The following is a 25,414-nucleotide window of genomic DNA, read 5'->3' on the forward strand; positions in this document are numbered from 1 at the left end:
TTCAGTACGCGCCGGAGAGCAAGGCGCCGGCGCCGGGAACGATGGGTTCCAGGTCCAGGGCCTTGAGCATGGCGTAGGTGGTGGCGATGGCGGCGGTGAGCACTGGCTTGCCGGTTTGTGCTTCGACCTTGGCCACCACCGGCAGCGACTGCATCTGCACGCAGGCCGACAGCACGATCACATCGACGCCTTGTAGGTTCATTCCGGCGACAATGGCCGGCAGGTTGGCCGGATCGTGACGGGCCACGTCGAGGTTGTCGGGGATCTCCAGGGCGCGCCAGTCCACCACCTCGAAGCCTTCTTCGCGGATGTAGTTCACCACCAGTTCGGTCAGCGGCTTCATATAGGGCGCGACAATCGCGATGCGCTTGGCGCCCATGACTTTCAAGCCTTCGATCAGCGCCCCGGCACTGGTGATCACCGGGGCGTTGGCGTCGTTATCGGCAGTGGCCTTGCGCAGGCGCTGTTCGGAGTTGCGGTGATAGCCCAGGCCCATGGCCATGATCGCCACCAGGCACGCATAGCCCAGCACGTCGACCTTGGCGTCGGACAGTTCGACGGCGCAACGATCGGATTCGCCGTCCATCGCCGCCAGTTCTTCCTTGCGCACTTGCTTCATGCGCATGCGGCTGGAGTGAAAGGTAAAGCGCTCGGGGCGGATCGCCTGGCGCGCGGTGAGCATCGCCGGGATCTCGGTTTCCATGGTGGTGTTGGAGCTCGGCACAATCTGGCCAATGCGGTAAAGCTTCTGCATGGTGGTGTCCTTATTGTTGTACGAGGAAGTCGCCGAGGGCGTGGAAGAAGCCTTCGAGGTCGTCCCACGGAATCATGTGCCCGGCATTCGGTACGCGGGCGACCTGGATGCTCGGTTGCAGGGCCTGGATTTCCGCGATGTCGTCATCCAGGATCACGCCACCACGCCCGGCCACCATCAACAGGGCCGGGGCCTTGAGGTGCGGCAGGTCTTGGTGGAAGTCCACCGTGTGGAAGTCATTGAAGGCACGCACGATGGCCGGTTCAAAGCAGGTGTGCAGCCACTCGGCGCGCAGTTGCAGTTGCGCGTCGGTCCAGGTGGCGCAGAAGGCGCGCATGGCCTCTGCGTCCATGCCGATCAGGGATTGGCGGATCGAGTCGACGTACCACGGCAGTTTGCTCGGGTATTCACGCCGGCCGGGGCCGGACACTGGTGGGTCGATCAGCACCACACGGTTGACGCCCCTGGGGTGCTTGACCGCGCTGCGTACGGCAAAGCGCGCGCCCATGGAATGGCCGACCAAGTGGTAGCTGTCCAGGTGGAGTGCGTCGGCAAAGGCGCCAATGTCCTCGGCGCAGGTGTCTGCGCTGTAGTCCAGCCCAGGTCCGGTGGAGGACAGCCCACGTCCGCGCACGTCCAGCACGTAGGTGTCGAAGTGTTCGCCCAGGCGTTCGGCGACGAACCCCCAGGTGATTGCAGGGCTGGTGATGCCCGGGATCAGGATCAGCGCCGGCCCTTTGCCGCCGTAGCGCAGGTAATGCTGGCGAATGCCATTGGCCTGCACGTTGCCGCCATAGAGGAAGGTGCTCACGCGGCCACCCCCGATTTCAGCTCCTGGGCGTACAGGTCATAGCCGTAGACCCAGGCCGGATCTTCCTGGGTGCGCAGCCAGGTGTTGGCGTTGGACACGGCCTGCACGCGGGACGCACGTTCCTTGCGGTTGGCTTCGTAGAGCTGGAAGGCGGTGCGGTAGTCGCTGATCCCGGTTTCCTGCAGGCAGCGGGTGAGCATGGCGGCGTCTTCGATGGCCATGCCCGCGCCTTGGGCCATGTGTGGTTTCATCGGGTGGCAGGCATCGCCCAACAGCACAAGGCGGCCGCGGCTCCACAGCGGCAACGGGTTGCGGTTGCGCAGCGGCCATTTGGTCACGCTTTCGGTGGATTCGATCAGCGCCTGCACGGTGGGGTGGTAACCCTTGAACGCCTCGAACATCTCTTCGCGGCTGCTGTCGACGAAGGCACCCTGGAAGTCCCATTCGGCATGGGGCACACCGGTCACGTAGTAGTACTCGTCGCGCTTGCCGGTGGTGTAGTAGACCATCATGTGACGGTCTTCGGTCCACCACTTGATGCAGTCCTCGAACGTGAGGTCGTACTTGGCCAACTGGTCGCCACGGATCAGCGCGCGGTGCGCGACCCAGCCGCTGTACAGCGGTTTTTCCACGCCGAGCAGTTCTTCGCGGATCTTTGAGTTGATGCCGTCGGCGCCGATCACGATATCGGCGTAGGTCACTTCGCCGTCGGCAAAGGTCAGGCGCACCTGGGTATCGGTTTCTTCAAGGGTTTCCAGGCGCTTGTTGAAGTGCAGGGTGCCGGGCTTGAGGGTGGACATCTGCAAGGCGTGCAGGTCGCCGCGGTGCACGGTGATATAGGAAGCACCGTAGCCGGTGAGGGGGATGCGCGAGAGGTAGTCGCCGGTTTCGCCGCAACGGCTGAACCAGTGCTCGGGGTGCGAGCCCATCAAGTCCAACTGCTTCTCGATGCCCATGCGGCGGAAGATTTTCATGATGTTGGGGCCCATGTGGATGCCCGCGCCCAACCGGGAAAATTCCGGTGCCTGCTCAAAAACGTCCACGTCGAAGCCGGCTTGTTGCAACAGGGTGGCTGCCGCCGCGCCACCCAGGCCGGCACCGACGATGGCGATTTTTTGTGTGCTTCCCATGGGGCGTGTTCCTCTCTCTTTTTGATTTTTCGGCGGTATCTTTCCGCAAGGTTTTTAAAGTGTATACGCTCATTTTTTGAAATGGGAAGTCCATCGTTGAAAATTTATTTTTGGGCGTCAATCGGCCTGTGTAACGCTTGGTAGCCATTAAATATTAGGTTTGTGTGGGTTGGTAACGGTTTGGCGCGGCGCTTGCAGTCGGCCTGCAATTCAGGTCTTATCGTTATTAAATGGCGTATACGCTATAAAAGTGCACTAGAGTGAAGCGCAATGCCTGAACTTGGTGCAACCCAACAGGAGACAGGAAAATGCCGGTAAGCGATTGCGAACTGACCCAGATGTTTGAACATGTGCTGAGGTTGTCGAAGGTCGATGCGACCCAGAGCGTGGCCGTGCTCAAGAGCCATTATTCCGACGCGCGTACCGTGCGTGCCGCAATGGACGCGGCGCAGCGCTTGGGCGCCAAGGTGTACGCAGTGGAATTGCCGTCGTTCAACCATCCACGGGCGATGGGCAATGACATGACCGCCTACTGCGGTGACACCGCACTCACCGGCAATATCGCCGCCCAGCGTGCGCTTGAAGCCGCCGACCTGATCGTCGATACCATGATGCTGCTGCACTCGCCGGAGCAGGAGCAGATCCTCAAGACCGGCACGCGCATCCTGCTGGCTGTGGAGCCGCCGGAAGTGCTGGCGCGCATGCTGCCCAGCGAAGACGACAAGGTGCGCGTACTGGCGGCCGAACAGATGTTGAAGAAAGCGCGTTCGATCCACGTCAAATCCCGCGCCGGCAGCGATTTCCGCGCCGCCTTGGGGCAGTACCCGTCAGTGACTGAATACGGTTTTGCCGATGAACCTGGGCGCTGGGACCACTGGCCGAGTGGTTTTCTGTTCTCCTGGCCTAACGAAGAAACCGCCGAGGGCGTGCTGGTGCTGGACATTGGCGACATCCTCCTGCCGTTCAAGACCTACACCCGCGAGAAGATCACCCTGGAGATCGAGAAAGGCTTTATCACCGGGATTCATGGTGGTTTCGAGGCCGAATACCTGCGCGACTACATGAAGTACTTCAACGACCCTGAGGTGTACGGCATCTCCCATATCGGCTGGGGCTTGCAGCCGCGGGCGCAATGGACCGCCATGGGCCTGCATGACAAGAACGACGGCATGTGCATGGATGCGCGGGCGTTCTATGGCAACTTCCTGTTTTCCACCGGGCCGAATACCGAGGTGGGCGGCACGCGCAAGACGCCGTGCCATATGGATATTCCGCTGCGCAATTGCGACGTGTACCTGGATGATGAGGCGGTGGTGATTGCGGGGGATGTGGTGGCCCCCGCAGCGTCCTTGGCTCGCTGAAAATCCCGTGTGGGCAGGGGGCAAGTCCCCTCCCGCATTTTTGAGTGCTTTCAGGCGATGAGTGCCTTGAGTCATTTCGGCATCCCCGCCATCATGCCTTCCCATCGCCAACCACCCACCGAGTCCGCCGTGCCTGATTCCTACGTCTTTTCTGAACAAGTTGGCCACCTGTTGCGCAAGGCCTACCAGCGCCACCTGGCGATCTTTCAGCAGAATGTCGGCGATTCGCAGCTCACTGCTGTGCAGTTCGTCACCCTGTGTGCGCTGCGCGATCACGGTGCAAGTTCCCTGACTGAGCTGGTCAAGGCCACGGCTGTGGACCAGGCGACCATTCGCGGGATTGTCGAACGGCTCAAGGTGAAGGAACTGATTACCCTGGAGCCCGACCCGCAAGACAAGCGCAAGGTGGTGGTCAACCTGTCTGGCGCGGGCGCCGAACTGGTCGCACACACTACGCCGCGCGCGGCACAGATCAGCGAGTTGACCATGAGCAACCTCAACCCCGCCGAACGGGTGGCGGTGCTGTTCCTGCTGCGCAAGATGATCGACGATCCCCAGGACTGATAGCGGCCTGGAGCCGGGCTTGGTTTGGTTAGCGGGCCCGTAGTGGCAAGGGGACCTTGTTGTGGCAAGTGGGCCTGTTGTGGCAAGGGGACTTGTTGTGGCAAGGGGACCTGTTGTGGCAAGGGGACCTGTTGTGGCAAGGGGACCTGTTGTGGCGAGCGGGCTTGTTGTGGCGAGCGGGCTTGTTGTGGCGAGCGGGCTTGCCCCGCGTTGGGTGGCGAAGCCGCCCAATAAAGTCGCCGAGTTCTTTCTGAAAAACCGTGGCGCCTGGGGTTAGGGCCGCTTCGCGCCCCAACGCGGGGCAAGCCCGCTCGCCACAACAAGTCCCCTTGCCACAGCACAACCAGCCCACTTGCCACAGAGGATGCGTCCACCCCCTTGGCATCGTTTTTGCTCTGAGTTGATGTAGCAGGCACTTCATGAGTCAAGTGTGTCGCGAGGCCCCAGGTCCGTGACGCTTTTTTTTGACTGTTTCATGTAGTGACTACTTCATCAATGGAGACAGGCGAAGCGAATGATCAGCCCTCACATCACGGTAGCGCTTGAGGTCAACGGCCAACCCAGCGAAGTCAGCGCCATGGCGGACACCTCGCTGCTACTGGTGTTGCGCAATGACCTGCAACTCAACGGCCCCAAGTACGGCTGCGGTTTGGGGGAGTGCGGCGCATGTACCGTGATCATCGATGGCGTGGCCGCGCGCTCCTGTGTATTCCCGCTGTCGGGGGCGGCAGGGCGCAAGATCGTCACCCTTGAAGGCCTCGGCACGCGCCAGGCGCCGCACCCGGTGCAGCAGGCCTTTATTGATGAGCAGGCCGCCCAATGCGGTTACTGCCTCAACGGCATGATCATGACCACCAAGGCTTTGCTTGACCGCAATCCCAACCCCAGCGAAGCCGAGGTGCGCAATGAGTTGTCGGGCAACCTCTGCCGCTGTGGCACCCATCTCGAAATCCTCCGCGCGGTGCTGCGTGCCGCCCGCCTTATGACCGTGGATCGATGACCATGACCGATACTCCGCTTTCCCGTGACCAGTGGCTGGCCAAGGCCGGCGTGCTGCTGATCGTCGATGATGTGCTACCGCCTTCCGGCCCGGTGGCCAAGGGCGGGACGCCCACCGTGAAGCCCAAGGAACTGGGATTGTTTATCGCCGTGAACGATGACGGTCTGGTGTACGCCTTCAACGGCCATGTGGACCTGGGCACCGGTATCCGCACCGCGCTGGCGCAGATCGTCGCCGAAGAGCTCGATCTGGACCTGGACCAGGTGAGGATGGTGCTCGGCGACACGGAGCGCGTGCCAAATCAGGGCGCGACGATTGCCAGCGCGACCTTGCAGATTTCCGCAGTGCCGCTGCGTAACGCGGCGGCCGAAGCGCGGCGCTTTCTGCTGGCGCGGGCCGCCGGGCGTTGGGGCGTGAGTACGGCGAGCCTCAAGGTGGAAGCGGGCGTGATTCATGCGTCAGACGGGCGAACCCTCACCTATGGCGAGCTGGTCTGCGGCCAGCGCGATCAGTTGCGCGTCAGCGGTGATGCCCCCTTGAAGGCCCTTGAGGATTATCGCCTGGTGGGCAAGGGCGCCGAACGGGTAGACATCCCCGGCAAGGCCACTGGCGAGTTGACCTATGTCCATGACATGCGTGTGCCCGGCATGCTCCATGGTCGGGTGGTGCGCCCGCCGTATGCAGGGCTGGATTGCGGCGACTTTGTCGGCAACAGCCTGTTGAGCGTGGATGAGTCCTCCATCGCGCATATCCCCGGCATCGTCGCGGTGGTGGTGATCCGTGATTTTGTCGGGGTGGTGGCGCTGCGCGAGGAGCAGGCGATCAAGGCCGCCGAGGCGCTGCAGGTGCACTGGAAACCGTGGAACAATGGGTTGCCGGATATGAGCGATGTTGAGCAGGCGATCCGCGACAATCCTCGCGTTCGCCGCACGGTGCTCGACCAGGGCAATGTCGACGAAGCGCTCGCCAATGCCAGCCAGCGCATGCCGCGCAGTTACCTGTGGCCATACCAGATGCACGGCTCCATCGGCCCATCCTGCGGCGTGGCGGATTACACGCCGGCCGGCAGCCGCGTATGGTCCGGCAGCCAGAACCCGCACCTGCTGCGCGCTGACCTCGCGTGGTTGTTGGCCTGCGATGAAGCGCTGATCGAGGTGATCCGCATGGAGGCTGCCGGCTGTTACGGGCGCAATTGTGCCGACGATGTGTGTGCCGACGCGCTGCTGCTGTCGCGCGCGGTGGGCAAGCCGGTGCGCGTGCAACTGAGCCGTGAACAGGAACACCTGTGGGAGCCCAAGGGCACCGCGCAGCTGATGGAAGTGGATGGCGGCCTCAACGCCGACGGCAGCATTGCCGCCTACGATTTTGAAACCAGCTACCCCTCGAATGGCGCGCCGACCCTGGCGCTGTTGTTGACCGGTCGTGTCGAGCCGGTGGCGGCGATGTTCGAGATGGGCGACCGCACCTCGATTCCACCCTATGACATCGAGTCCATGCGCGTGACCATCAACGACATGGCACCCATCGTGCGGGCTTCGTGGATGCGCGGCGTATCGGCCTTGCCCAACACCTTCGCCCACGAATCCTATATCGACGAACTGGCGTTCGCTGCCGGCGTGGACCCGGTGGAATACCGCCTGCGTTATCTCAAGGATGAGCGCGCCATCGATCTGGTCAAATCCACCGCTGAACGCGCCAACTGGTCGCCGCGCACTGCGCCGATGCAGACCGCCAGCGAAGACCACCTGCTGCGCGGCCGCGGCTTTGCCTACGCGCGCTACATCCATAGCAAATTCCCAGGTTTCGGTGCGGCCTGGGCGGCGTGGGTGGCGGACGTGGCGATCGACAAGCAGACCGGCGATGTGTCGGTGACGCGGGTGGTGATCGGCCATGACGCAGGGATGATGATCAACCCGGCGGGCGTGCAACATCAGATCCACGGCAACGTGATCCAGTCCACCAGCCGCGTACTCAAAGAGCGCGTGACGTTTGAAGAGTCGACGGTGGCGAGCAAGGAGTGGGGCGGTTACCCGATTCTGACCTTTCCCGAAGTGCCGCAGATCGATGTGATGATGAGGCCGCGCCAGGATCAGCCGCCCATGGGCGCTGGTGAGTCGGCGTCGGTGCCCAGCGCGGCGGCGATTGCCAATGCGATCTACGACGCCACCGGGATTCGCTTTCGCGAGTTGCCGATCACCCCGGAACGTGTGCTGGCGGCGTTGAATGCCGGCACCTTGGGGGAGCCCGCCAAGTCGCCGGAAAAACGCCGCAGGTGGTGGTTCGGTGCGCTGTTCGCCACCCTGGGCGCGGTGCTGGCCACGGCCTGGCCGTTTCACAGCGAGATTGCACCCATTGCGCCGCCCAGCGCCGGCACCTGGTCCAAGGCCACGCTGGAACGCGGGCGTTTGCTGGCGGCGGCAGGGGATTGCGCGGTGTGCCATACGGCGCCTGGTGGAGCGGCCAATGCTGGTGGCCTGGCGATGCAGACGCCGTTCGGCACGCTGTACAGCAGCAATATCACCCCGGATGTCGAGACCGGCATTGGCGCCTGGTCATACCCCGCGTTCGAGCGGGCGATGCGCGATGGGATTGGCCGTGACGGACGCAACCTGTACCCGGCGTTTCCCTACACGGCGTTTCGCAACATCAACGATGCCGACATGCAGGCCCTGTACGCCTACCTGATGGCCCAGGCGCCGGTTAGCCAGGCGCCGACGCCGAATGCCATGAGGTTTCCGTTCAATCTCCGGCCACTGATGGCGGGGTGGAATGCACTCAATCTGCGTCGCGGTGAAATCACCCCGCAGCCTGAACGCAGTGAGCAATGGAATCGCGGCAATTATCTGGTGAACGGCTTGGGGCACTGCGCGGCGTGCCATTCGCCGCGCAATCTGATGGGGGCAGAGAAGGGCGGCAAGGCGTTCCTGGCCGGTGGCATCGTGGACGGCTGGGAGGCCCCGGCGCTGACGGGGCTGTCGAAGGCGCCGACGCCGTGGACCGAAGATCAGTTGTTCACGTATTTGAGTACCGGTTATGCCGATGCCCATGGCGTGGCGGCGGGCCCGATGGGGCCGGTGGTCAGTGAGTTGTCGAAATTGCCCAAGGCGGATATCCGTGCGATGGCGGTGTACCTGGCGTCGCTGAAGGGCGAGGCCGTTGCTGACGTGCAGGTGGCGACCAGGGTGCCAAATCCCAATGGCCGGCGTGTGTTCGAGGGCGCGTGCAAAGCCTGCCATGCCGATGGCCTGGGGCCGAAATTGTTTGGGGTCAGCCCGTCACTGGCGACCAATACCAATGTGCACAGCGATCGGCCGGACAATTTGATCAAGGTGATCCTGCAAGGCATCAACAACCCGGCCACACAGGATCTGGGCTATATGCCGGGCTTCAAGGACAGCCTGTCGAACACTCAGGTGGCGGATCTGGTGGCCTATCTGCGCGGGCGATTTGCGCCGAACGCGCCAGGCTGGGAAGGGCTGGAACAGAAGGTCGCCCACCTACGCGCCAACCCTGGTACGCACTGACACTATTATGGCAAGCGGGCTTGCGCCCACAGGTGGGTCCGGTTTCTACAAGGGGGGCGGTGTGACGCCCCGGACCACCAGGTCACTGATAAATCCCAGCCAATCCTGCTGCGGCCCCTTGTTCGACAAATCCTCCCCCAGGAACGAGCTGAGGGTATGGCGGTTGGAGTTATAGAAGTAGCACAGCGAGGCGATCATCAAGTACACGTGCTTGAGGTCGACATCCTCGCGGAACACGCCCTGGGCCTGGCCGGCTTCGATAATCGGCCGCAATACGCCAACCGCTTCGCCTGACAGCCGTCGCATCTCACCCGACTGCCGGGCGTGCTTGCCCTGGTGCAGGTTCTCGATGCTGAGGATCGCCACGAACTCCGGGTGCTTGACGTAGTAGTTCCAGATAAACCCCACCAGGTCGCGCAGGGCCTGCACGGGTGTGTCGAGGTTCAGCTTGAGTTTGCCTTCGGCTTGGTTGAATTGCTCGTAGGTGTGTTCCAGCACGCAGACGAACAGGTGTTCCTTGCTGCCGAAATAGTAATAGAGCATGCGGTCGTTGGAGTCGGCCTCCTTGGAGATGGTATCGACGCGCCCGCCGGAATAGCCGTCGCGGGTGAACACCTTGACCGCCGCCTGGAGGATGCGCGCGCGGGTCTGGTCGGCCTGTTGTGCCCGAATGCCGGTCTTCTTGATCACCATGTCAAAGTGCCTCGCACGACAGTTTGGGCGCGGAATATAGCATGGGGATTTTCCGCTCCGTTCTGTGGCCGACAAGTTCTGTAATAAAAACGCCATTGCGCTGGGGATTCAATCCGCGCCGGGCTATTTTGGTGCATCTCAATAACTAGAGTAGTCATGGATGAAATACCAACCTTTCAGCCGCACATTAATTGCCACTGCGCTGGTTTTGACGGTCAGCGGCGTGCACGCCGCCTCCCAGGCCCCGGTGGCCGGTGAAAATGGCATGGTGGTGACCGCCCAGCATTTGGCCACTCATGTGGGCGTGGATGTACTCAAGGCTGGCGGCAATGCGGTGGATGCGGCCGTGGCCGTCGGCTACGCGTTGGCGGTGGTGTATCCGGCGGCGGGTAACCTCGGCGGCGGCGGCTTTATGACCGTGCAACTGGCCGACGGGCGCAAGACCTTCCTCGACTTCCGCGAAAAAGCCCCCTTGGCGGCCACCGCCGACATGTACCTGGACAAGGACGGCAACGTCGTTGACGGCCTCAGCGCCAAGGGCCATCTGGCGGTCGGCGTTCCCGGCACGGTGTCGGGCATGGAGCTGGCCTTGAGCAAATACGGCACCCTCAAGCGCGCCCAGGTGATTGCCCCGGCGATCAAGCTGGCGGAAAACGGCTTTGAACTGGAACAGGGCGATATCGACCTGCTGCACACCGCCACTGGTGAGTTCGAAAAAGACAAGGACCTGCGCGCGATCTTCCTGCACAACGGCCAACCGATGCAGGTGGGCCAGAAGCTGGTCCAGAAAGACCTGGCCAAGACGTTGAAAGAAATCTCTGCCAAGGGCAGCGACGGCTTCTATAAAGGCTGGGTGGCCAAGGCGTTGGTGGATTCCAGCCAGGCCGGCAAAGGCATCATCACCCAGGCTGACCTCGACAAGTACAAGACCCGCGAACTGGCGCCTATCGAGTGCGACTATCGTGGCTACCACGTGGTCTCGGCGCCGCCACCGAGCTCCGGGGGCGTGGTGATCTGCCAGATCATGAACATCCTCGAAGGCTACCCGATGGCCGACCTGGGCTATCACTCGGCCCAGGGCCTGCACTACCAGATCGAAGCGATGCGCCACGCCTATGTGGACCGCAACAGCTACCTCGGCGATCCGGACTTCGTGAAGAACCCGATCGAGCATCTGCTCGACAAAAACTACGCCACGAAACTGCGTGACGCGATCGAGCCGAACAAGGCCGGCGACTCCCAGGCGATCAAGCCCGGCGTATCGCCCCATGAAGGCAACAACACCACTCACTACTCCATCGTCGACAAGTGGGGCAACGCGGTGTCGGTGACCTACACCCTCAACGACTGGTTCGGTGCCGGCGTGATGGCGAGCAAGACCGGGGTGATCCTCAACGATGAAATGGACGACTTTACCGTCAAGGTCGGCGTGCCGAACATGTATGGGCTGGTGCAGGGTGAAGCCAACGCCATCGCACCGGGCAAGGCGCCGTTGTCGTCGATGAGCCCGACCATCGTGACCAAGGACGGCAAGGCCGTGATGGTCGTCGGTACGCCGGGTGGCAGCCGCATCATCACCGCCACCTTGCTGACCATCCTCAATGTCATCGACTACAAGATGAACATCCAGGAAGCCGTCGACGCGCCGCGTTTCCACCAACAGTGGATGCCAGACACCACCAACCTCGAAACCTTTGCGGTGAGCCCCGACACCCAGAAGATCCTCGAAAGTTGGGGCCACAAGTTTGCCGGGCCTCAGGATGCCAACCACCTGGCCGCGATCCTGGTGGGCGCACCGTCGCTGGAGGGCAAGCCAGTGGGGAATAACCGCTTCTATGGGGCCAATGACCCGCGTCGTAATACCGGGCTGTCGCTGGGCTACTAACCGCTGCAACTCCCTGTAGGAGCGAGCTTGCTCGCGAAGAACGTCAACGATAACGCGGGCATTCTGGATTGATCCGGTGCCCCTGCGCTCTTCGCGCGCAAGCTCGCTCCTACAGTATCTGTTTGACTGCCGCGAAGGCTTTGGCGCGGCGCGCTTCCCAATCCCCTCGAATCACCACCACCGCCTGTCGATGCTGCTGCATCCACTCAAGGCCATCGTTGAAAAACGCCTGGCGGTCGGCCAATTGCGGTTGGCAGCGCTGGCCATCCGCAGTCCATTCCACATCCTCCGGGGATAGCAGCAGGTGCAGGTCGTAGTGCCGGGCCAGCAGTTCGTCGTCGAGCCACGCCGGGTAGTCGCCGAACAGGGTCTGGCTCCACAGCTTGTTGGTCAGCAGGTGCGTGTCGAGGATCAGCAGGTGCGGTTGTTCGGCGCGGGCGGCATCTTCCCAGGCCAGTTGGCCACGAGCGATGGCCGGAATGTCGGCCAGGCGGGTGTCACGCTGATGCTGGTCGATGAAATAGCGCACGTATTCCCCCACCATCAGCCCGCCGAAATGGGCTTGCAGTTCGCTCGCCAGCCAGCTTTTACCGCTGGATTCGGGGCCGGCCAGTACCACTACTTTCATGCGTGCAACGCCGGGTCGGCGCGCCATTCACGCCAGCCTTGCACGGCGATCACCGTGAACAAGGCGTAAAGCGCGGCGGTGAGGTAGAGGCCTTTGTAGAGAAACAGCCCGACGAAGATCACATCGAGGGCGACCCACAGCGGCCAGCACTGCACGCGCTTCTGCGCCATCCACATCTGCGCCACCAGGCTGAAGCCAGTCAGGGCGGCATCGAGCCAGGGTTGGGCGGCGTCGGTCCAGTGGGCCATGGCAGCGCCGAGCAGCAGGCTGCCGACCGCACCGATGGCCAGGCTGGTCATGATTGCAGGCCAGCCCAGGCGGGTGACCTGGCGGCCTTGCCTGACCTCGCCGGCGCGGGTCCACTGCCACCAGCCGTACACCTGCAAGGCGGCGTAGACCACCTGCAGCAGCATGTCGGAGTAGAGTTTCACGTCATAGAACACCCAAGTGTAGAGCAGCACCATCACCAGCCCGATGGGCCAGCACCAGGGGTTTTGCTTGACTGTCAGCCAGACAGCGATCACCCCCAGGGCGGCGGCGAACAGTTCAAGCCCGGACATGGTGGTTCCTTGGGAGAGTGGGAGAGGGCGGGGATTGTAACCAGAGGCAGGCAATCTTCAAAACACCGGAGGGCAAATGTGGGAGGGGCGGTGCGACGATTCGACTTGCCCCCTCCCACAGGTTGAACGGCGCTAGACCTTGAATTGGCGCAGCAAGCCTTCGAGTTGCTCGCTCAGGCTACGCAGGTGCGCACTGGCCACGCTGGACTGTTCTGCCGCCAGCGCCGTGCTGTGGGACAGCCCGGCGGCCTGGGTCACGTTCTGGTTGATGTCTTCCACTACGTGCGCCTGTTGCAGGGTGGCGCTGGCAATCGAGGCGTTGAGGCCGTTGAGGTTTTGCAGCGCCTGACCGATGGCAGTGAGGCTGGCACCGGCCTGGCCGGCCTGTTCGATGGTCAGTTGCGAGGCGCTGTGGCTATCGCTGATGACCTTGACCGCAGCTTCCGAGTGACCTTGCAGGCGCTCGATCATCGCCTGGATTTCAGCCGTGGATTTTTGCGTGCGCTGGGCCAGCAGGCGCACTTCATCCGCGACCACGGCAAACCCGCGCCCTTGCTCGCCGGCCCGCGCGGCTTCGATCGCGGCGTTCAAGGCGAGCAGGTTGGTCTGGTCGGCGATCGAGCGGATCACTTCGAGCACGCCGCCGATCTGGGTGCTTTCACTGGACAGGGTACGGATCACTTCCACGGCCTGGCTGATGGTGGTGGACAGTTGGTCGATCTGTTGCAGGCTGCTGTCGATATTGACCTGGCCCTGCTGTGCCTGGGCCTGGGCGTCGCGCATTTCACTGGCGGCGTGCTCGGCGTTTTTCGCCACGTCCTGCACGCCGTAGGTGACTTCATTGATCGCGGTGGCCACCAGCTCCATCTGCTGCGACTGTTGCTGGCTGCGGTCATGGGCCTGGGAGGCGTTGTTGCCCAGCTCGGTGGACGACTGTCCCAGGGCATTGGCGCAGACCTGCAATTGGCTGACGACCTGGCGCAGCTTGGCGGTAAAACTGTTGAAATGCTGGGACAACTGGGTGACTTCGTCCCGGCCGTGGGTGTCGAGGTTGCGGGTCAGGTCGCTTTCGCCGCTGGCGATATTGCCCATGGCGTTCACGGCTTCCTGCAATGGCCGCACGATGCTGCGCACGATCAGCGAGACCAGCAGGGCCATGACCACGGCGATGGCCAGGCCGATCCCCGACGCTTTCCACACCTGCACATTGAACTCGGCCTGGACATCATCCACATACACGCCGGAGCCGATGATCCAGCCCCAGGGCTCGAACAGTTGGATATACGAGGTCTTCTCAACCGGTGCGTCGGACCCCGGCTTCGGCCAACGGTAGCTGATGATCCCGGCGCCCTTGGTCTTGGCCAGGCTGACGAACTCGTTGAACACGGCAAAGCCGTCCGGGTCGCGGATCGCCGAGAGGTTCTGGCCATCGAGCTTGGGGTTGGCCGGGTGCATGATCATCACCGGCGTCAGGTCGTTGATCCAGAAATAATCGTCATGGCCATAGCGCAAACCGCGCACCGCGCTCAGGGCTTGTTTTTGCGCAGCTTCGCGGGTCATGACGCCGGTGGTTTCGAGGCTGTGATAAAAAGTCAGGATTCCGCTGGCGGTCTGTACCACGTTCTGGGTCTGTTGGCGCTTGGCCTGATAAAGGTCGCCATGAATCTGCTTGAGCATCAGCAAACCCAGGGTCAGCAGCATCAGCACGGCGACTATCAGGATCAGCCAGAGGCGCCGGCTGATCGACATATTGCGCAAACTGTTCATCGTCCTGTCACTCCGTGCTTTTTATAATTGTGGCCGTCGCATCGACATTTCCGGCTTGTCTGATAGGCTTTCGGCCTGAAATTGGAAAACCTGAGTACTGCCTGATTTTTCACAGAATTTTTGCAGACCGGCGTTGAATCTCAACACCGGGCACTTTAGTGCGCTCGTTGTCAGTGAACCATTAAAAAGACTAGCGAGGCTTGCCGTAGCGCAAGACCTTTGGGGGAAGTATGGATTTGTGGACCGCCGCACAGGCATTGATACTCGGCGTGGTGGAAGGACTGACAGAGTTCCTGCCCATCTCCAGCACAGGCCACCAGATTATCGTCGCCGACTTGCTCGACTTCGGCGGCGAACGTGCCATGGCGTTCAATATCATCATCCAGCTCGGCGCGATCCTCGCGGTGGTCTGGGAGTTTCGGCGCAAGATTCTCGACGTGGTCACCGGCCTGCCGACCCAGCGCAACGCCCAGCGATTCACGCTCAACCTGTTGATCGCGTTCCTGCCGGCGGTGGTACTGGGGGTGATTTTCGCCAACCTGATCCACCATTACCTGTTCAACCCGATCACCGTGGCCACGGCGCTGGTAGTGGGCGGCATCGTCATGTTGTGGGCCGAGCGCCGCCAACACGAAGTGCATGCCGAGACCGTCGATGACATCACTTGGAAAGACGCGCTGAAGGTGGGCTTTGCCCAGTGCCTGGCAATGATCCCCGGCACCTCGCGTTCCGGCTCGACCATTATCGGTGGCCTGCTGTTCGGCCTGTCGCGCAAGGCCGCCACCGAGTTCTCGTTCTTCCTGGCCATGCCGACCATGGTCGGTGCGGCGGTGTATTCGGGCTACAAGTACCGTGACCTGTTCCAGCCGGCCGACCTGCCGGTGTTCGCCATCGGCTTTGTCACCTCGTTCATCTTCGCGATGATCGCGGTCAAGGGCCTGCTCAAGTTCATCGCCAGCCATAGCTATGCGGTGTTTGCCTGGTATCGGATTGCCTTCGGCCTGCTGATCCTGGCGACCTGGCAGTTCGGTTGGATCGACTGGGCAGCGGCCAAGGCATGACGATTCAACACCCGCGCCTGAAGGCGCTGATCTTCGCGTTGTTGTGCGCGGCGCCGCTGTTGGGGGCGGTGCTGGTGTGGCAGCGCGGTGAAACGGTGATCCCGCTGGTGGCCTATGGCGTGGTCAGCGTGGTGGCGTTCTTTTTGTACTGGAACGACAAGCGCAAGGCGCGTACCGACAGCTGGCGCACCCCGGAAAACATCCTGCACGCCGTCGAGCTGGCGGGTGGCTGGCCGGGGGCGTTGATTGCCCAACAGGTGTTCCGCCACAAGACGCGCAAGGTGTCTTACCAGGTGCTGTTCTGGGCAATCGTGCTGTTGCACCAGGTGTTCTGGCTGGATCAGTTATTCCTGGGCGGCACCTTGGGTTCAATCCTCTAGCAACAACCCGATCTGCGTGCGCTTGGGCAGCTTGCTCACCACCAGCTGGTGGGAGCGCTGCAACAAGCCACGCAACTCCTCGGCGCCCAACGGGTAGGGCGTGTTCATGATGATCCACTGTGCGCGTGCCAGGTACGGCGCCGGGTGGATGCCTGGGCGATCCACGTGGCCGAGGAACAGGTCTTTGTCGACCTTGAACGCCAACGAGTCACCGCGCAGGTGCTGCACGGCGAACATCTTGTTGCCGGCGATCGAGAACACCCGTACGCCGCCCCATTTGTAGTCTTCCCGCGCGCCCGGCAGGCTCAGGCAGAAGTGTGCGACTTGTGCTTCGGTCATGTTCATAGCAAGCGGTCTCCACAGTCTTTGAAGCCTTCTTCCAGGTAGTCGATCCAGGCGCGAATGGCCGGCAGTACGCCGCGCCGATGCGGGTACACGGCCTGCAGCCAGCCGCCTGGCAGCGACCACTGCGGCAACAGCTGTACCAATCGGCCGCTGGCCAATTCCTCTTCGCAATACATCATCGGCAGTACGGTAAAGCCGAGCCCCATGATCGCGCTGGCCTTGCGCACGATAAAGTCGTCGATGCCCAGCCGCGCCTCCATCACCAGGTCCTGGGGATTGCCCTGGGGGTCGAGAACGCGCAGGTGCACCATGCGGTCGGCTTCCAGTGCGCCGAGTACCGGCAGTTGCTTGAGGTCATCAAGGTCGTTGACCTGCCGGCTGCGCATGAACTCGGGGCTGGCAACCAGCACGGTCTGGGCCTGGCGCAGGCGCTTGGTCACCAGCAGCGGGTCTTCATCGCCCAGCTCGCGCACGCGCAGGGCCACGTCAATGCCTTCGGCTACCAGGTCCACGCGACGGTTGACCAGGGTCATTTCCAGTTGTACCAACGGGTGGGCGGCGAGAAACCCGGCGACCAGTTCCGGCAGGATGTGTTGGGCCATGCCCACCGGGCAGCTGACACGCAGGCGCCCGCGGGGTTCGCTGGACATGCTGGCCACGGCCTCATCGGCCATTTCCGCTTCCAGCAGCATCGCCTGGCAATGGCGCAGGTAGCGCTCGCCGACGGCGGTGAGGGTCAATTGCCGGGTGGTGCGTTGCAACAGGCGCGCGCCCAAGCGTTCTTCCAGCTCGGCAATGCGCCGCGACAGGCGCGATTTGGGAATCCCCAGCAGGCGTCCGGCCGCCGCAAAGCCGCCGGATTCGACGACTTTGGCGAAATAGTAGAGGTCATTGAGGTCTTGCATGATGGGCCTATTGTCCTGTCAGTGGGACGAACTATCGCATTTCAACCACCTTATCGGCTATTGGTTTCATGCGTAGGCTTAACACCATCTAATCCTTACCGCTGACCTTATTTGGAGCTTTCCCATGAAACTGTTGCATATCGATTCCAGCATCCTCGGTGACAACTCGGCTTCCCGTCAGCTCACTGCCGGCGTGGTCAAAGCCTGGCAAGCGGCTGAGCCGGGTGTGGAAGTCACCTATCGCGACCTGGCCAACGAAGGTATCAGCCACTTCTCCGGCGCGACCCTGGGGGCCCTGGGGACTGCCGCTGACCTGCGTGATGCAGCGCAAAAACACGAGGCTGACCTGAGCGCATCGACCCTGGCTGAATTCCTCGCCGCCGATGCTGTTGTGATCGGTGCGCCGATGTACAACTTCACCATTCCGACCCAGCTCAAGGCCTGGATCGACCGCATCGCGGTTGCCGGCCAGACCTTCCGTTACACCGAAGCCGGCCCGGAAGGCCTGTGCGGCAACAAGAAAGTCATCATCGTCTCCACGTCCGGTGGCTTGCATGTTGGCCAGGCAACGGGTGTAGCCCATGAGGAATACCTCAAAGTCATGCTGGGCTTCCTCGGTATCACCGACATCGAATTCGTCCGTGCCCACGGCCTGGCGTACGGCGACGACGCTCGCAGCAAAGCCCTGAACGACGCCAACGTACTCATCAACGAACAATTGTTCGCCGCCGCGTAAGGCTTGTGTAAATTTCGCCGTTGACCGGTTTCAATCCGAAGCCGGGCGCCTAAACTCTGTATTCTGATCGCCTGAAAAGTGATCGGAGTACGGAGTTTTTTCGTTTGCGCGCAGTCTTTACTTTGGCCCAGGTTATGCAGCATGGGTATATCACTCGGTGCGAGTACCTTGAACCATGGACTTTTCAATCAGACATGCCGCGGGTGTTGAGCGTGGTTGCACAGCAAAGGTGGACATCCTCATGATGCGTCTTTGTGCTGTTTTGGTTCTTTCCCTGCTCGGCGGCCTGGTTTCAGTGCACGCCGCACCCGCCCCGCACCCGCATTGGAGCGTGGGCTTCCATCGCATGACGTTTCTCGATCCGCTGGATCTGCAGCCGATGAAAGCCGTTGCGTTCTACCCCTCCACCGACGACGAGCACAGCACGCAGCTGGGGCCTTATCGCGTCGCCGCCACCGAAGATTCCAAGATTGCCATCGGCCGCTTCCCGATGTTGATGCTGTCCCACGGCAACACCGGCACGCCGCTGGCCCTGCATGACCTGGCCACCTCCCTGGCGCGCAAGGGCTTTGTGGTGGTGGCGGTGCTGCACCCCGGCGACAACTACAAGGATCACAGCCGCCTGGGCACGGTCAGCAACCTGTATGGGCGGCCGATCCAGATTTCCGAAGCGATCACCGCGACCCTGGCGGACCCCATGCTGTCACCGTTCGTCAACGTCGATCAGGTGGGGGTCATTGGTTACTCGGCCGGTGGCGAAACCGCCTTGATCCTGGCGGGCGCCAAGCCTGATTTCGACCGCCTGCGCCGCTATTGCCAGGAGCGCCCGGAAGACCGCGATGCCTGCACCACCAAGGGTGAACTGGTGGTAGACCGCGATGACCTGCAGCCGCAATCCGATCCGCGTATCCATGCCTTGATGTTGATGGCGCCGCTGAGCTTGATGTTCGGCCGTCACACCCTGGCCGATGTGCATGTGCCGGTGCTGCTCTACAGCGGCGACGGCGACAAGCTGGTGGCGGTGGACAAGAATGCCGCCGCCCTGGCGCGCAAGTTGCCGGAACCGCCGGACTTCAAGCTGCTGGCCGGGGCAGGGCACTTCGTATTCATGGCGCCGTGCGACAGCGATCAGTTGGCGTTGATGCCGGCGATCTGCACCGACGCCGATGGGGTCGACCGCGAAGGCATTCACCGCGACCTGATCTCCGAGGCCGGTCGCTTTTTCAGTCACACCCTGGGGCAGTCCACCCGCGCCGGTTTGCAGACGGCCGATCAGTAAGCGCGGCGCTTGAGCAGCAGGGTCACGCCCAGCGCCGTGACTGACAACAGCGCCGCGCAGAAGAAGATCCAGCCGTAACCCAGGTTCAGCGCCACGGCGCCCATCAACGGCCCGGCAATCGCCAGGGCCAGGTCGAAAAACACCGCATAGGCACTCAGCCCCGCGCCCCGGCTGCTGTTGGGCACCTGCTTGATGGCTTCCACACCCAGCGCGGGGTACACCAGCGACAACCCGAAGCCGGTCAGCCCCGCACCGATCAGTGCCACGCCAGTGGACGGCGCAAGCCACAGCAGGGTCAGGCCCAGGGTCTCGATGATCATGCAGGCGATCGCTGCCCTGAAGCCGCCAAACCGGCTGATGGCCGAGATAAACACCAGGCGCGAGACAATAAAGCACACACCGAATACCGTCAGGCAGTAGGCCGCGCCTTGCCAGCCGCGATTGAGGTAATACAGGGTGATAAAAGTGGTCAGGGTGCCGTAGCCGATCGAGGCCAGGCACAGGCTGGCGCCAAACGGTGCGATACGCCCGAATACTGCCCAGAACGGCAGGCGCTCGCCACGTACCACCGGCACCGAAGGTTTGTTGCGGATCAGCACCAGGCCCAGGGCTGCCAGCGCCGACAGAGCGACCCCGAGGCTGGTATAGCCGTACTCGGCAACCATCACCACGCCCAGCGGCGCACCGATGGCAATGGCGCCATAGGAGGCGATGCCATTCCAGGAAATCGAGCGTGCGGTGTGCTCGGCGCCAACCTGGCCCATGCACCAACTGATGGTGCCCACGCCGATCAGGCCCTGGGCCACGCCGAGCAACAAGCGCCCGGCAATCAGGACGCCCAGGCTCAGCGCCGGCAGGCTTTCCATCAGTGTCGCGACAAACGTCAGCACGCCACTGACCAGGATACCGGCCAAGCCCAGCACGATCGCACGCTTGGTGCCCACGGTGTCGGACATGCGCCCAGCCATGGGGCGGCTGAGCAGGGTGGCCAGGTACTGCGAGCCGATGGTGACCCCGGCCACCACGGCACTGAAGCCCAATTGCTCATGCACATAGCCTGGAATCACCGCAATCGGCAGGCCGATGCAGATAAAGGCAATGAAGGTGTAGAAGACGATGGAGACGATCTGCAGGGTGATCGACAATGAGCTGGGGGGGGCGGCAGGCATGGGTGCTCGTTCGCGGGCGGGCGGTGAGCGCATCATGGCAAGGGCTTGGGGGAAAAGGAAGCAGCCTAACTAATTTGGCTGATGAATAGGCTTGCCGGGGGCAGCGTAAGTTTGCTGTGGCGAGCGGGCTTGCCCCGCGTTGGGCTGCGAAGCAGCCCCAATAAAAAAACACCGCGTTCTGCCAGGCAAAACACGGTGTTTGGTTTTAGGGCCGCTTCGCAGCCCAACGCGGGGCAAGCCCGCTCGCCACTTCAGGTCGCTGCTTTTAGAACACCACGCCTTGGCTGCGCAGGTAGTCGTCATAGGTGCCGCTGAAGTCGATCACGCCGTTGGCGCTCAACTCGATGATGCGGGTGGCCAGGGACGATACGAACTCACGGTCGTGGCTGACGAAGATCAACGTGCCGGGGTAGTTTTCCAGGGCCAGGTTCAGCGCCTCGATGGATTCCATGTCCAGGTGGTTGGTCGGTTCATCCATGATCAGCACGTTCGGCTTTTGCAGGATCAGCTTGCCGAACAGCATGCGGCCTTGCTCACCACCGGAGATGACCTTGACCGACTTGAGGATCTCATCGTTGGAGAACAGCATGCGGCCCAGGGTGCCACGGATCACTTGCTCGCCTTGGGTCCACTGGCCCATCCAGTCGAACAGGCTCATGTCGTTTTCGAAGTCACTCGCGTGATCCTGGGCGTAGTAGCCCAGTTCTGCGGCGTCGGTCCACTTGACGCTACCGGCATCCGGGGTCAGTTCGTTGACCAGGGTACGCAGCAGGGTGGTCTTGCCGATACCGTTCGGGCCGATGATCGCCACGCGCTCGCCGGCTTCGACCTGGAAGCTGAAGTCCTTGAACAGCGGCTTGCCGTCGAAGCCTTTGGCCATGCGATCGACGATGACTGCCTGGCGGTGCAGCTTTTTGGTCTGTTCGAAACGGATGAACGGGCTCACGCGGCTCGAAGGCTTGACCTCGGCCAGCTGGATCTTGTCGATCGCCTTGGCACGGGAAGTCGCCTGCTTGGCTTTCGAGGCGTTGGCCGAGAAGCGGCTGACGAAGGATTGCAGTTCGGAGATCTGCGCTTTCTTCTTGGCGTTGTCCGACAGCAATTGCTCGCGGGACTGGGTCGCCACGGTCATGTACTCGTCGTAGTTGCCCGGGAACAGGCGCAGCTCGCCGTAGTCCAGGTCAGCCATGTGGGTGCACACGCTGTTCAGGAAGTGACGGTCGTGAGAGATGATGATCATCAGGCTGGAGCGCTGGGTCAGGATGTTTTCCAACCAGCGGATGGTGTTGATGTCCAAGTGGTTGGTCGGTTCGTCGAGCAACAGCACTTCAGGATCGGAGAACAGCGCCTGGGCCAGCAATACGCGCAGTTTCCAGCCAGGGGACACTTCGCTCATCGGGCCGAAATGCTGTTCCAGGGGAATGCCCAGGCCCAGCAGCAGCTCACCGGCACGGGATTCGGCGGTGTAGCCGTCCATCTCGGCGAATTCGGTTTCCAGCTCGGCCACGGCCATGCCGTCGTCTTCGCTCATTTCCGGCAGCGAGTAGATGCGGTCGCGCTCGGCCTTGACCTTCCACAGCTCCTCGTGGCCCATGATCACGGTGTCGAGCACGGTGAATTCTTCGTAGGCGAACTGGTCCTGGCGCAGTTTACCCAGGCGAACATTCGGTTCCAGCATGACCTGGCCGCCGGACGGATCGAGATCGCCGCCGAGGATTTTCATGAAGGTCGACTTGCCGCAACCGTTGGCACCGATCAGACCATACCGGTTGCCGGCGCCGAACTTGACCGAGACGTTCTCGAAGAGCGGCTTGGCGCCGAACTGCATGGTGATGTTAGCTGTGGAGATCAATTACTTTACCTATCAATGGGTTGCGAGCGTGGCGGCGTGAGCCTCCAGGCATGCGTCAACAGCGACATCAAGGCGCGAAACCCGGTCGCTGAGCAAAAAATGGGGGATGTGTGTTGGAATTTGGCGCGCATTGTCGCATATGTCAGGCGACAGTTGTATGGCACGCGAAAGATGGTTTTTCCAGCGTCTCCGGCATGGCCAGCCACAACAGCGCCAAGGCCACGGCGGCAACACCGGCCAGGGTCAGGAACGCGGCGTTATAGCCGGCTTGTTGCACCACGAAACCGGCCAGGCTGTTGCTCAATGCCGCCCCCAGGCCAAACACAGTGGACAGCGCGCCCAGGCTGACGTTGAAACGCCCGGTGCCCTGGGTCAGGTCCTTGACGATGACCGGGAACAGCGCGCCGAAAATGCCCGCGCCGATGCCGTCGAGCATCTGCACGGCGACCAGCCAATAGGGATCGTTGGAGAAGGTATACAGCACGCCCCGCAACGGCAGAATCATGAAACCGATCAGCAGCAGCGGTTTGCGCCCCCACAGGTCGGCCTTGGCGCCCACCAGCCAGGCCATCGGCACCATTACCAGTTGTGCGGCGACGATGCAGGCCGAGGTCAGTGGCGTGGCCATGTGCAAGTTGATCTGCGACAGCTTCTGGCTGACCAGTGGCAGCATGGCCGCATTGGCCAAGTGAAACAGCGCGCAGCAGATCGCGAACAGCAGCAACGGCCGGTTGGCCAGCAAAACGGCCACGCCGGATGGCTGCTCATGCGCGGTGTGATGGGCAGGATCGAAGCCCCGGGCGACCTCATGGTCGATCGTCTTGGCCGACACGCAACTGACCGCGACGATACTGGCGACCGCCATAAACGCCATCAGGTAGAACACCACCACCGGCCCGAACAGATAGGCGAGGCCACCGGCCAGCAGCGCAGCCACGGCATTGCCGGCGTGGTTGAAGGTTTCATTACGTCCGGTGCGGCGGGTAAAGGCCCGTGGCCCGGTGATGCCGAGGGAAATCGCGGAGATCGCCGGGGCAAACACCGAGGCTGCAACGGCGCTGGCGGCCTGGGTCAGCGCCACCAGGCTGAACGAACTGACAAAGGGCAGCATCAGGCAACTGGCGGTGACCAATAGCGCCGCAACCGCGATCACCGCGCGTTTGCTGCGAGTGCGATCGATCAGCGCGCCTGCCGGGCCTTGGGTGATCAAGGCGGCGATCCCGGCCAGGGTCATGACCACGCCAATGCTGGCCGGGTCCCATTGGTGCACGGCCAACAAGTAAATCGCCAGGTACGGTCCCAGGCCGTCACGCACATCGGCCAGGAAGAAATTCAGGCTGTCCAGGGACAAGGTGGTGCGCAGGTCGTTGTGATGGGCCACGGTGCGATCTTCGAGGAGCGGTGTTCAAGGACTGGACACCCGTTGGCTTAATGACCTTCGGGCTTGCCGGGAAGTTTCCCCTGCGCATAGGGTTTTATCTGACAGGCAATTGGCTTATTTTCCCAAGCTTGCCGCACTGATTCTTAGGAGATGCAATGGACATGCCCTCGGCTCAACAAGCAATTGCCAGCAATAAGGACGCCTGGGATGCATCCGCCAGGCTGCACAAAGACACGCCGACTTGGAAAGCGCTGTTGGGCGCAGTGGTCAACCCGAGGTTTTCGTGCCTGGACCCGACCATCACCGCGCTGCTGCAAGCGGTCGGCGTAGAGGGCAAGGATGTGGTGCAGCTGTGTTGTAACAACGGCCGCGAAAGCCTGTCGCTGTTCGGCCTGGGCGCGCGCTCGGTCGTCGGGGTCGATCAATCCCGGGCCTTCCTGCAACAGGCCGAAGAGCTGGCCGCCGTGTCGCCCCATTGCCCCGAATTCATCGAAACCGATATCCATCAACTACCCGAGCGCTTGCACGAACGCTTCGATGTCGCCTTAGTGACGATCGGTGTACTGGGCTGGATGCCCGATGTGGCGTTGTTCATGCGGCACGTTGCCAGTACCTTGAAACCGGGTGGCACCCTGGTGATGTATGAAACCCATCCGTTCCTCGAGGTGTTCGACCCGCGGGCGAGCGACCCGCTGCGGCCCGCCAGCGCCTATTTTCAGCGTGAGCCCTTTGTGCTGCAGGAATCCATCGTGTACGAAGGGCTGGCTGAAACTACCGGTCCAACCTCCTATTGGTTCGTGCATACCCTGGGCAGCCTGGTCAACGGAGCGATTGCGGCGGGTCTGCAGATCGGCCACTTGCAGGAATACCCGCATTGCAATCGCGAGGAACTCTACGATCAGTATGAGGATCAGCCGGCGCAATTGCCCTTGTGCTTTACCCTGACAGCGACCAAGCGCTGCGTATAACGACCTTTTCGGCACGCAAAAAAAGCCCGCACGTAGAGGCGGGCTAAGGGATTCACTGGAGTAGGTAGGTTTCACTCTATAGACCGCGAAGTGAACGCTTCGTGAAAATGCGGTCGCAAGTTTGCACGGTGTATACGCTTACCGCCGGCGTACAAAGGTCCTCATTGTCTGACCTGGGCCAGTACTGAAGACGGTTGGCCTGGGCATGCCTTCATCTGCGGCAATGAACACAAAATCATCCCCTTCGAGGCGGTAGCTCGCAGGCAGTTGCTTACCCGCATCTTCGCCCATGGCGTCCACCCAGGTAATGCGCTTGGGCACTGCGCTGCTGTCCAGGAAGAATCGGCCAGCCAGTAATATTGCTCCAGTGGTGGTAGTCACGGTGAACTGGTCGCCTGTAATGGTGGTCATAGCACCAGGCGCGCTATGGGCATCCACCGGGTTAAGCACGCCGCTGTCTTCGAGCGAAGTTTGCTCCCAGGCACCTTGAAGGGCTTGGTAATCCGGGTCTGAAATGGATGACATACAAATTCCTTTTTGTTGAAGGGCTGATTGCAGGCGGTCTTGGGAAGGGAGGACGATTAAATCACCTGAGACGCTATCAGATGTGGGATGGATCTGATCGATGCCCGACCGTCATCTTCCACACCCTCAAAAGCAC

At 62.0% G+C, this 25,414-nt stretch carries 23 protein-coding genes; 10 read left to right on the forward strand and 13 right to left on the reverse strand.

Annotated elements, in window-relative coordinates:
* Nucleotide 1: 1 nt before the first annotated feature.
* Genes QU606_RS17840 through QU606_RS17850 form a run of 3 tightly spaced genes read right to left on the reverse strand, consistent with a single transcriptional unit; the run spans nt 2 to nt 2,695 of the window.
* Nucleotides 2–754, reverse strand: coding sequence for an Asp/Glu racemase (locus QU606_RS17840; RefSeq protein WP_024075206.1), 753 nt, complete (start codon nt 752–754; stop codon nt 2–4).
* A gap of 10 nt (nt 755–764) precedes the next feature.
* On the reverse strand, nt 765–1,565 hold the full coding sequence (locus QU606_RS17845) for an alpha/beta fold hydrolase (protein ID WP_277378230.1): 801 nt from the start codon (nt 1,563–1,565) through the stop codon (nt 765–767).
* Nucleotides 1,562–2,695: an FAD-dependent monooxygenase gene (locus QU606_RS17850; RefSeq protein WP_024075208.1), complete on the reverse strand. Its 1,134-nt coding sequence runs from the start codon at nt 2,693–2,695 to the stop codon at nt 1,562–1,564. The genes QU606_RS17845 and QU606_RS17850 overlap by 4 nt, the downstream gene beginning before the upstream one ends.
* Before the next feature lie 308 nt (nt 2,696–3,003).
* Between QU606_RS17850 and QU606_RS17855 the strand changes: the two genes are divergently transcribed.
* The 4 genes from QU606_RS17855 to QU606_RS17870 all read left to right on the forward strand — a co-directional run bounded on the left by QU606_RS17855 (nt 3,004) and on the right by QU606_RS17870 (nt 9,144).
* Entirely contained in the window at nt 3,004–4,056 is a 1,053-nt protein-coding gene (locus QU606_RS17855; RefSeq protein ID WP_024075209.1) for a 2,5-dihydroxypyridine 5,6-dioxygenase, read from the forward strand.
* A 129-nt stretch (nt 4,057–4,185) separates the two neighbouring features.
* Nucleotides 4,186–4,620, forward strand: coding sequence for a MarR family winged helix-turn-helix transcriptional regulator (locus tag QU606_RS17860; protein ID WP_041161193.1), 435 nt, complete (start codon nt 4,186–4,188; stop codon nt 4,618–4,620).
* 514 nt (nt 4,621–5,134) lie between these two features.
* Nucleotides 5,135–5,620, forward strand: coding sequence for a (2Fe-2S)-binding protein (locus QU606_RS17865; protein WP_024075211.1), 486 nt, complete (start codon nt 5,135–5,137; stop codon nt 5,618–5,620).
* Between the two features lie 2 nt (nt 5,621–5,622).
* The gene (locus QU606_RS17870; protein WP_304997266.1) at nt 5,623–9,144 is read left to right on the forward strand and encodes a molybdopterin cofactor-binding domain-containing protein; all 3,522 of its coding nucleotides are present in this window, start codon (nt 5,623–5,625) and stop codon (nt 9,142–9,144) included.
* 45 nt (nt 9,145–9,189) lie between these two features.
* On the opposite strand, the gene QU606_RS17875 is transcribed toward QU606_RS17870, so the two are convergent.
* Entirely contained in the window at nt 9,190–9,837 is a 648-nt protein-coding gene (locus tag QU606_RS17875) for a TetR/AcrR family transcriptional regulator (protein WP_069075925.1), read from the reverse strand.
* Nucleotides 9,838–9,997: 160 nt separating this feature from the next.
* On the opposite strand from QU606_RS17875, the gene ggt reads away from it, so the two are divergent.
* On the forward strand, nt 9,998–11,722 hold the full coding sequence (gene ggt / locus QU606_RS17880) for a gamma-glutamyltransferase (protein WP_024075214.1): 1,725 nt from the start codon (nt 9,998–10,000) through the stop codon (nt 11,720–11,722).
* A 109-nt stretch (nt 11,723–11,831) separates the two neighbouring features.
* Here ggt and QU606_RS17885 read toward each other — a convergent pair whose 3' ends face one another.
* The 3 genes from QU606_RS17885 to QU606_RS17895 all read right to left on the reverse strand — a co-directional run bounded on the left by QU606_RS17885 (nt 11,832) and on the right by QU606_RS17895 (nt 14,677).
* Entirely contained in the window at nt 11,832–12,350 is a 519-nt protein-coding gene (locus QU606_RS17885; protein WP_024075215.1) for an AAA family ATPase, read from the reverse strand.
* Nucleotides 12,347–12,910, reverse strand: coding sequence for a nicotinamide riboside transporter PnuC (gene pnuC / locus QU606_RS17890; RefSeq protein WP_024075216.1), 564 nt, complete (start codon nt 12,908–12,910; stop codon nt 12,347–12,349). The genes QU606_RS17885 and pnuC overlap by 4 nt, the downstream gene beginning before the upstream one ends.
* Before the next feature lie 132 nt (nt 12,911–13,042).
* Complete coding sequence (locus QU606_RS17895; RefSeq protein ID WP_193690590.1) at nt 13,043–14,677, reverse strand: methyl-accepting chemotaxis protein; 1,635 nt, start codon at nt 14,675–14,677, stop codon at nt 13,043–13,045.
* A gap of 230 nt (nt 14,678–14,907) precedes the next feature.
* On the opposite strand from QU606_RS17895, the gene QU606_RS17900 reads away from it, so the two are divergent.
* Both QU606_RS17900 and QU606_RS17905 read left to right on the forward strand, forming a co-directional pair.
* Nucleotides 14,908–15,738, forward strand: a complete 831-nt coding sequence (locus QU606_RS17900) for an undecaprenyl-diphosphate phosphatase (protein WP_024075218.1) — start codon at nt 14,908–14,910, stop codon at nt 15,736–15,738.
* Nucleotides 15,735–16,118: a DUF1294 domain-containing protein gene (locus QU606_RS17905; protein WP_304997267.1), complete on the forward strand. Its 384-nt coding sequence runs from the start codon at nt 15,735–15,737 to the stop codon at nt 16,116–16,118. Before QU606_RS17900 ends, QU606_RS17905 begins: the two co-directional genes overlap by 4 nt.
* On the opposite strand, the gene QU606_RS17910 is transcribed toward QU606_RS17905, so the two are convergent.
* Nucleotides 16,107–16,463 (reverse strand): MmcQ/YjbR family DNA-binding protein, encoded by a 357-nt coding sequence (locus QU606_RS17910; protein WP_024075220.1) that lies wholly within the window; start codon nt 16,461–16,463, stop codon nt 16,107–16,109. The two genes, QU606_RS17905 and QU606_RS17910, sit on opposite strands and share 12 nt — an antisense overlap.
* Nucleotides 16,460–17,368: a LysR substrate-binding domain-containing protein gene (locus QU606_RS17915; protein WP_024075221.1), complete on the reverse strand. Its 909-nt coding sequence runs from the start codon at nt 17,366–17,368 to the stop codon at nt 16,460–16,462. Before QU606_RS17915 ends, QU606_RS17910 begins: the two co-directional genes overlap by 4 nt.
* A 124-nt stretch (nt 17,369–17,492) precedes the next feature.
* Between QU606_RS17915 and QU606_RS17920 the strand changes: the two genes are divergently transcribed.
* Nucleotides 17,493–18,104 carry an FMN-dependent NADH-azoreductase gene (locus QU606_RS17920; RefSeq protein WP_024075222.1) on the forward strand — a complete coding sequence of 204 codons (612 nt, stop codon included), beginning with the start codon at nt 17,493–17,495 and terminating at the stop codon, nt 18,102–18,104.
* 241 nt (nt 18,105–18,345) lie between these two features.
* A complete protein-coding gene (locus tag QU606_RS17925; protein WP_024075223.1) occupies nt 18,346–19,383 on the forward strand; it encodes a dienelactone hydrolase in 1,038 nt (345 codons plus the stop codon).
* Here the strand turns inward: QU606_RS17925 and QU606_RS17930 are convergent.
* The 3 genes from QU606_RS17930 to QU606_RS17940 all read right to left on the reverse strand — a co-directional run bounded on the left by QU606_RS17930 (nt 19,377) and on the right by QU606_RS17940 (nt 23,785).
* The gene (locus QU606_RS17930) at nt 19,377–20,552 is read right to left on the reverse strand and encodes an MFS transporter (protein WP_193690591.1); all 1,176 of its coding nucleotides are present in this window, start codon (nt 20,550–20,552) and stop codon (nt 19,377–19,379) included. The two genes, QU606_RS17925 and QU606_RS17930, sit on opposite strands and share 7 nt — an antisense overlap.
* A 265-nt stretch (nt 20,553–20,817) precedes the next feature.
* Nucleotides 20,818–22,404: an ABC-F family ATPase gene (locus QU606_RS17935; protein ID WP_024075225.1), complete on the reverse strand. Its 1,587-nt coding sequence runs from the start codon at nt 22,402–22,404 to the stop codon at nt 20,818–20,820.
* Between the two features lie 142 nt (nt 22,405–22,546).
* Nucleotides 22,547–23,785 (reverse strand): MFS transporter, encoded by a 1,239-nt coding sequence (locus QU606_RS17940; protein WP_193690647.1) that lies wholly within the window; start codon nt 23,783–23,785, stop codon nt 22,547–22,549.
* 155 nt (nt 23,786–23,940) lie between these two features.
* Here QU606_RS17940 and QU606_RS17945 point away from each other — a divergent pair, with 155 nt between their 5' ends.
* Entirely contained in the window at nt 23,941–24,753 is an 813-nt protein-coding gene (locus tag QU606_RS17945; protein ID WP_024075298.1) for a bifunctional 2-polyprenyl-6-hydroxyphenol methylase/3-demethylubiquinol 3-O-methyltransferase UbiG, read from the forward strand.
* Nucleotides 24,754–24,891: 138 nt separating this feature from the next.
* Here the strand turns inward: QU606_RS17945 and QU606_RS17950 are convergent, their stop codons facing one another.
* Entirely contained in the window at nt 24,892–25,278 is a 387-nt protein-coding gene (locus tag QU606_RS17950) for a TIGR03067 domain-containing protein (protein ID WP_024075299.1), read from the reverse strand.
* Nucleotides 25,279–25,414 lie beyond the last annotated feature (136 nt).

Origin of the sequence: Pseudomonas sp. OVF7, from assembly GCF_030644265.1 — a bacterium.
Classification (GTDB): Bacteria; Pseudomonadota; Gammaproteobacteria; order Pseudomonadales; family Pseudomonadaceae; genus Aquipseudomonas; species Aquipseudomonas gorinensis.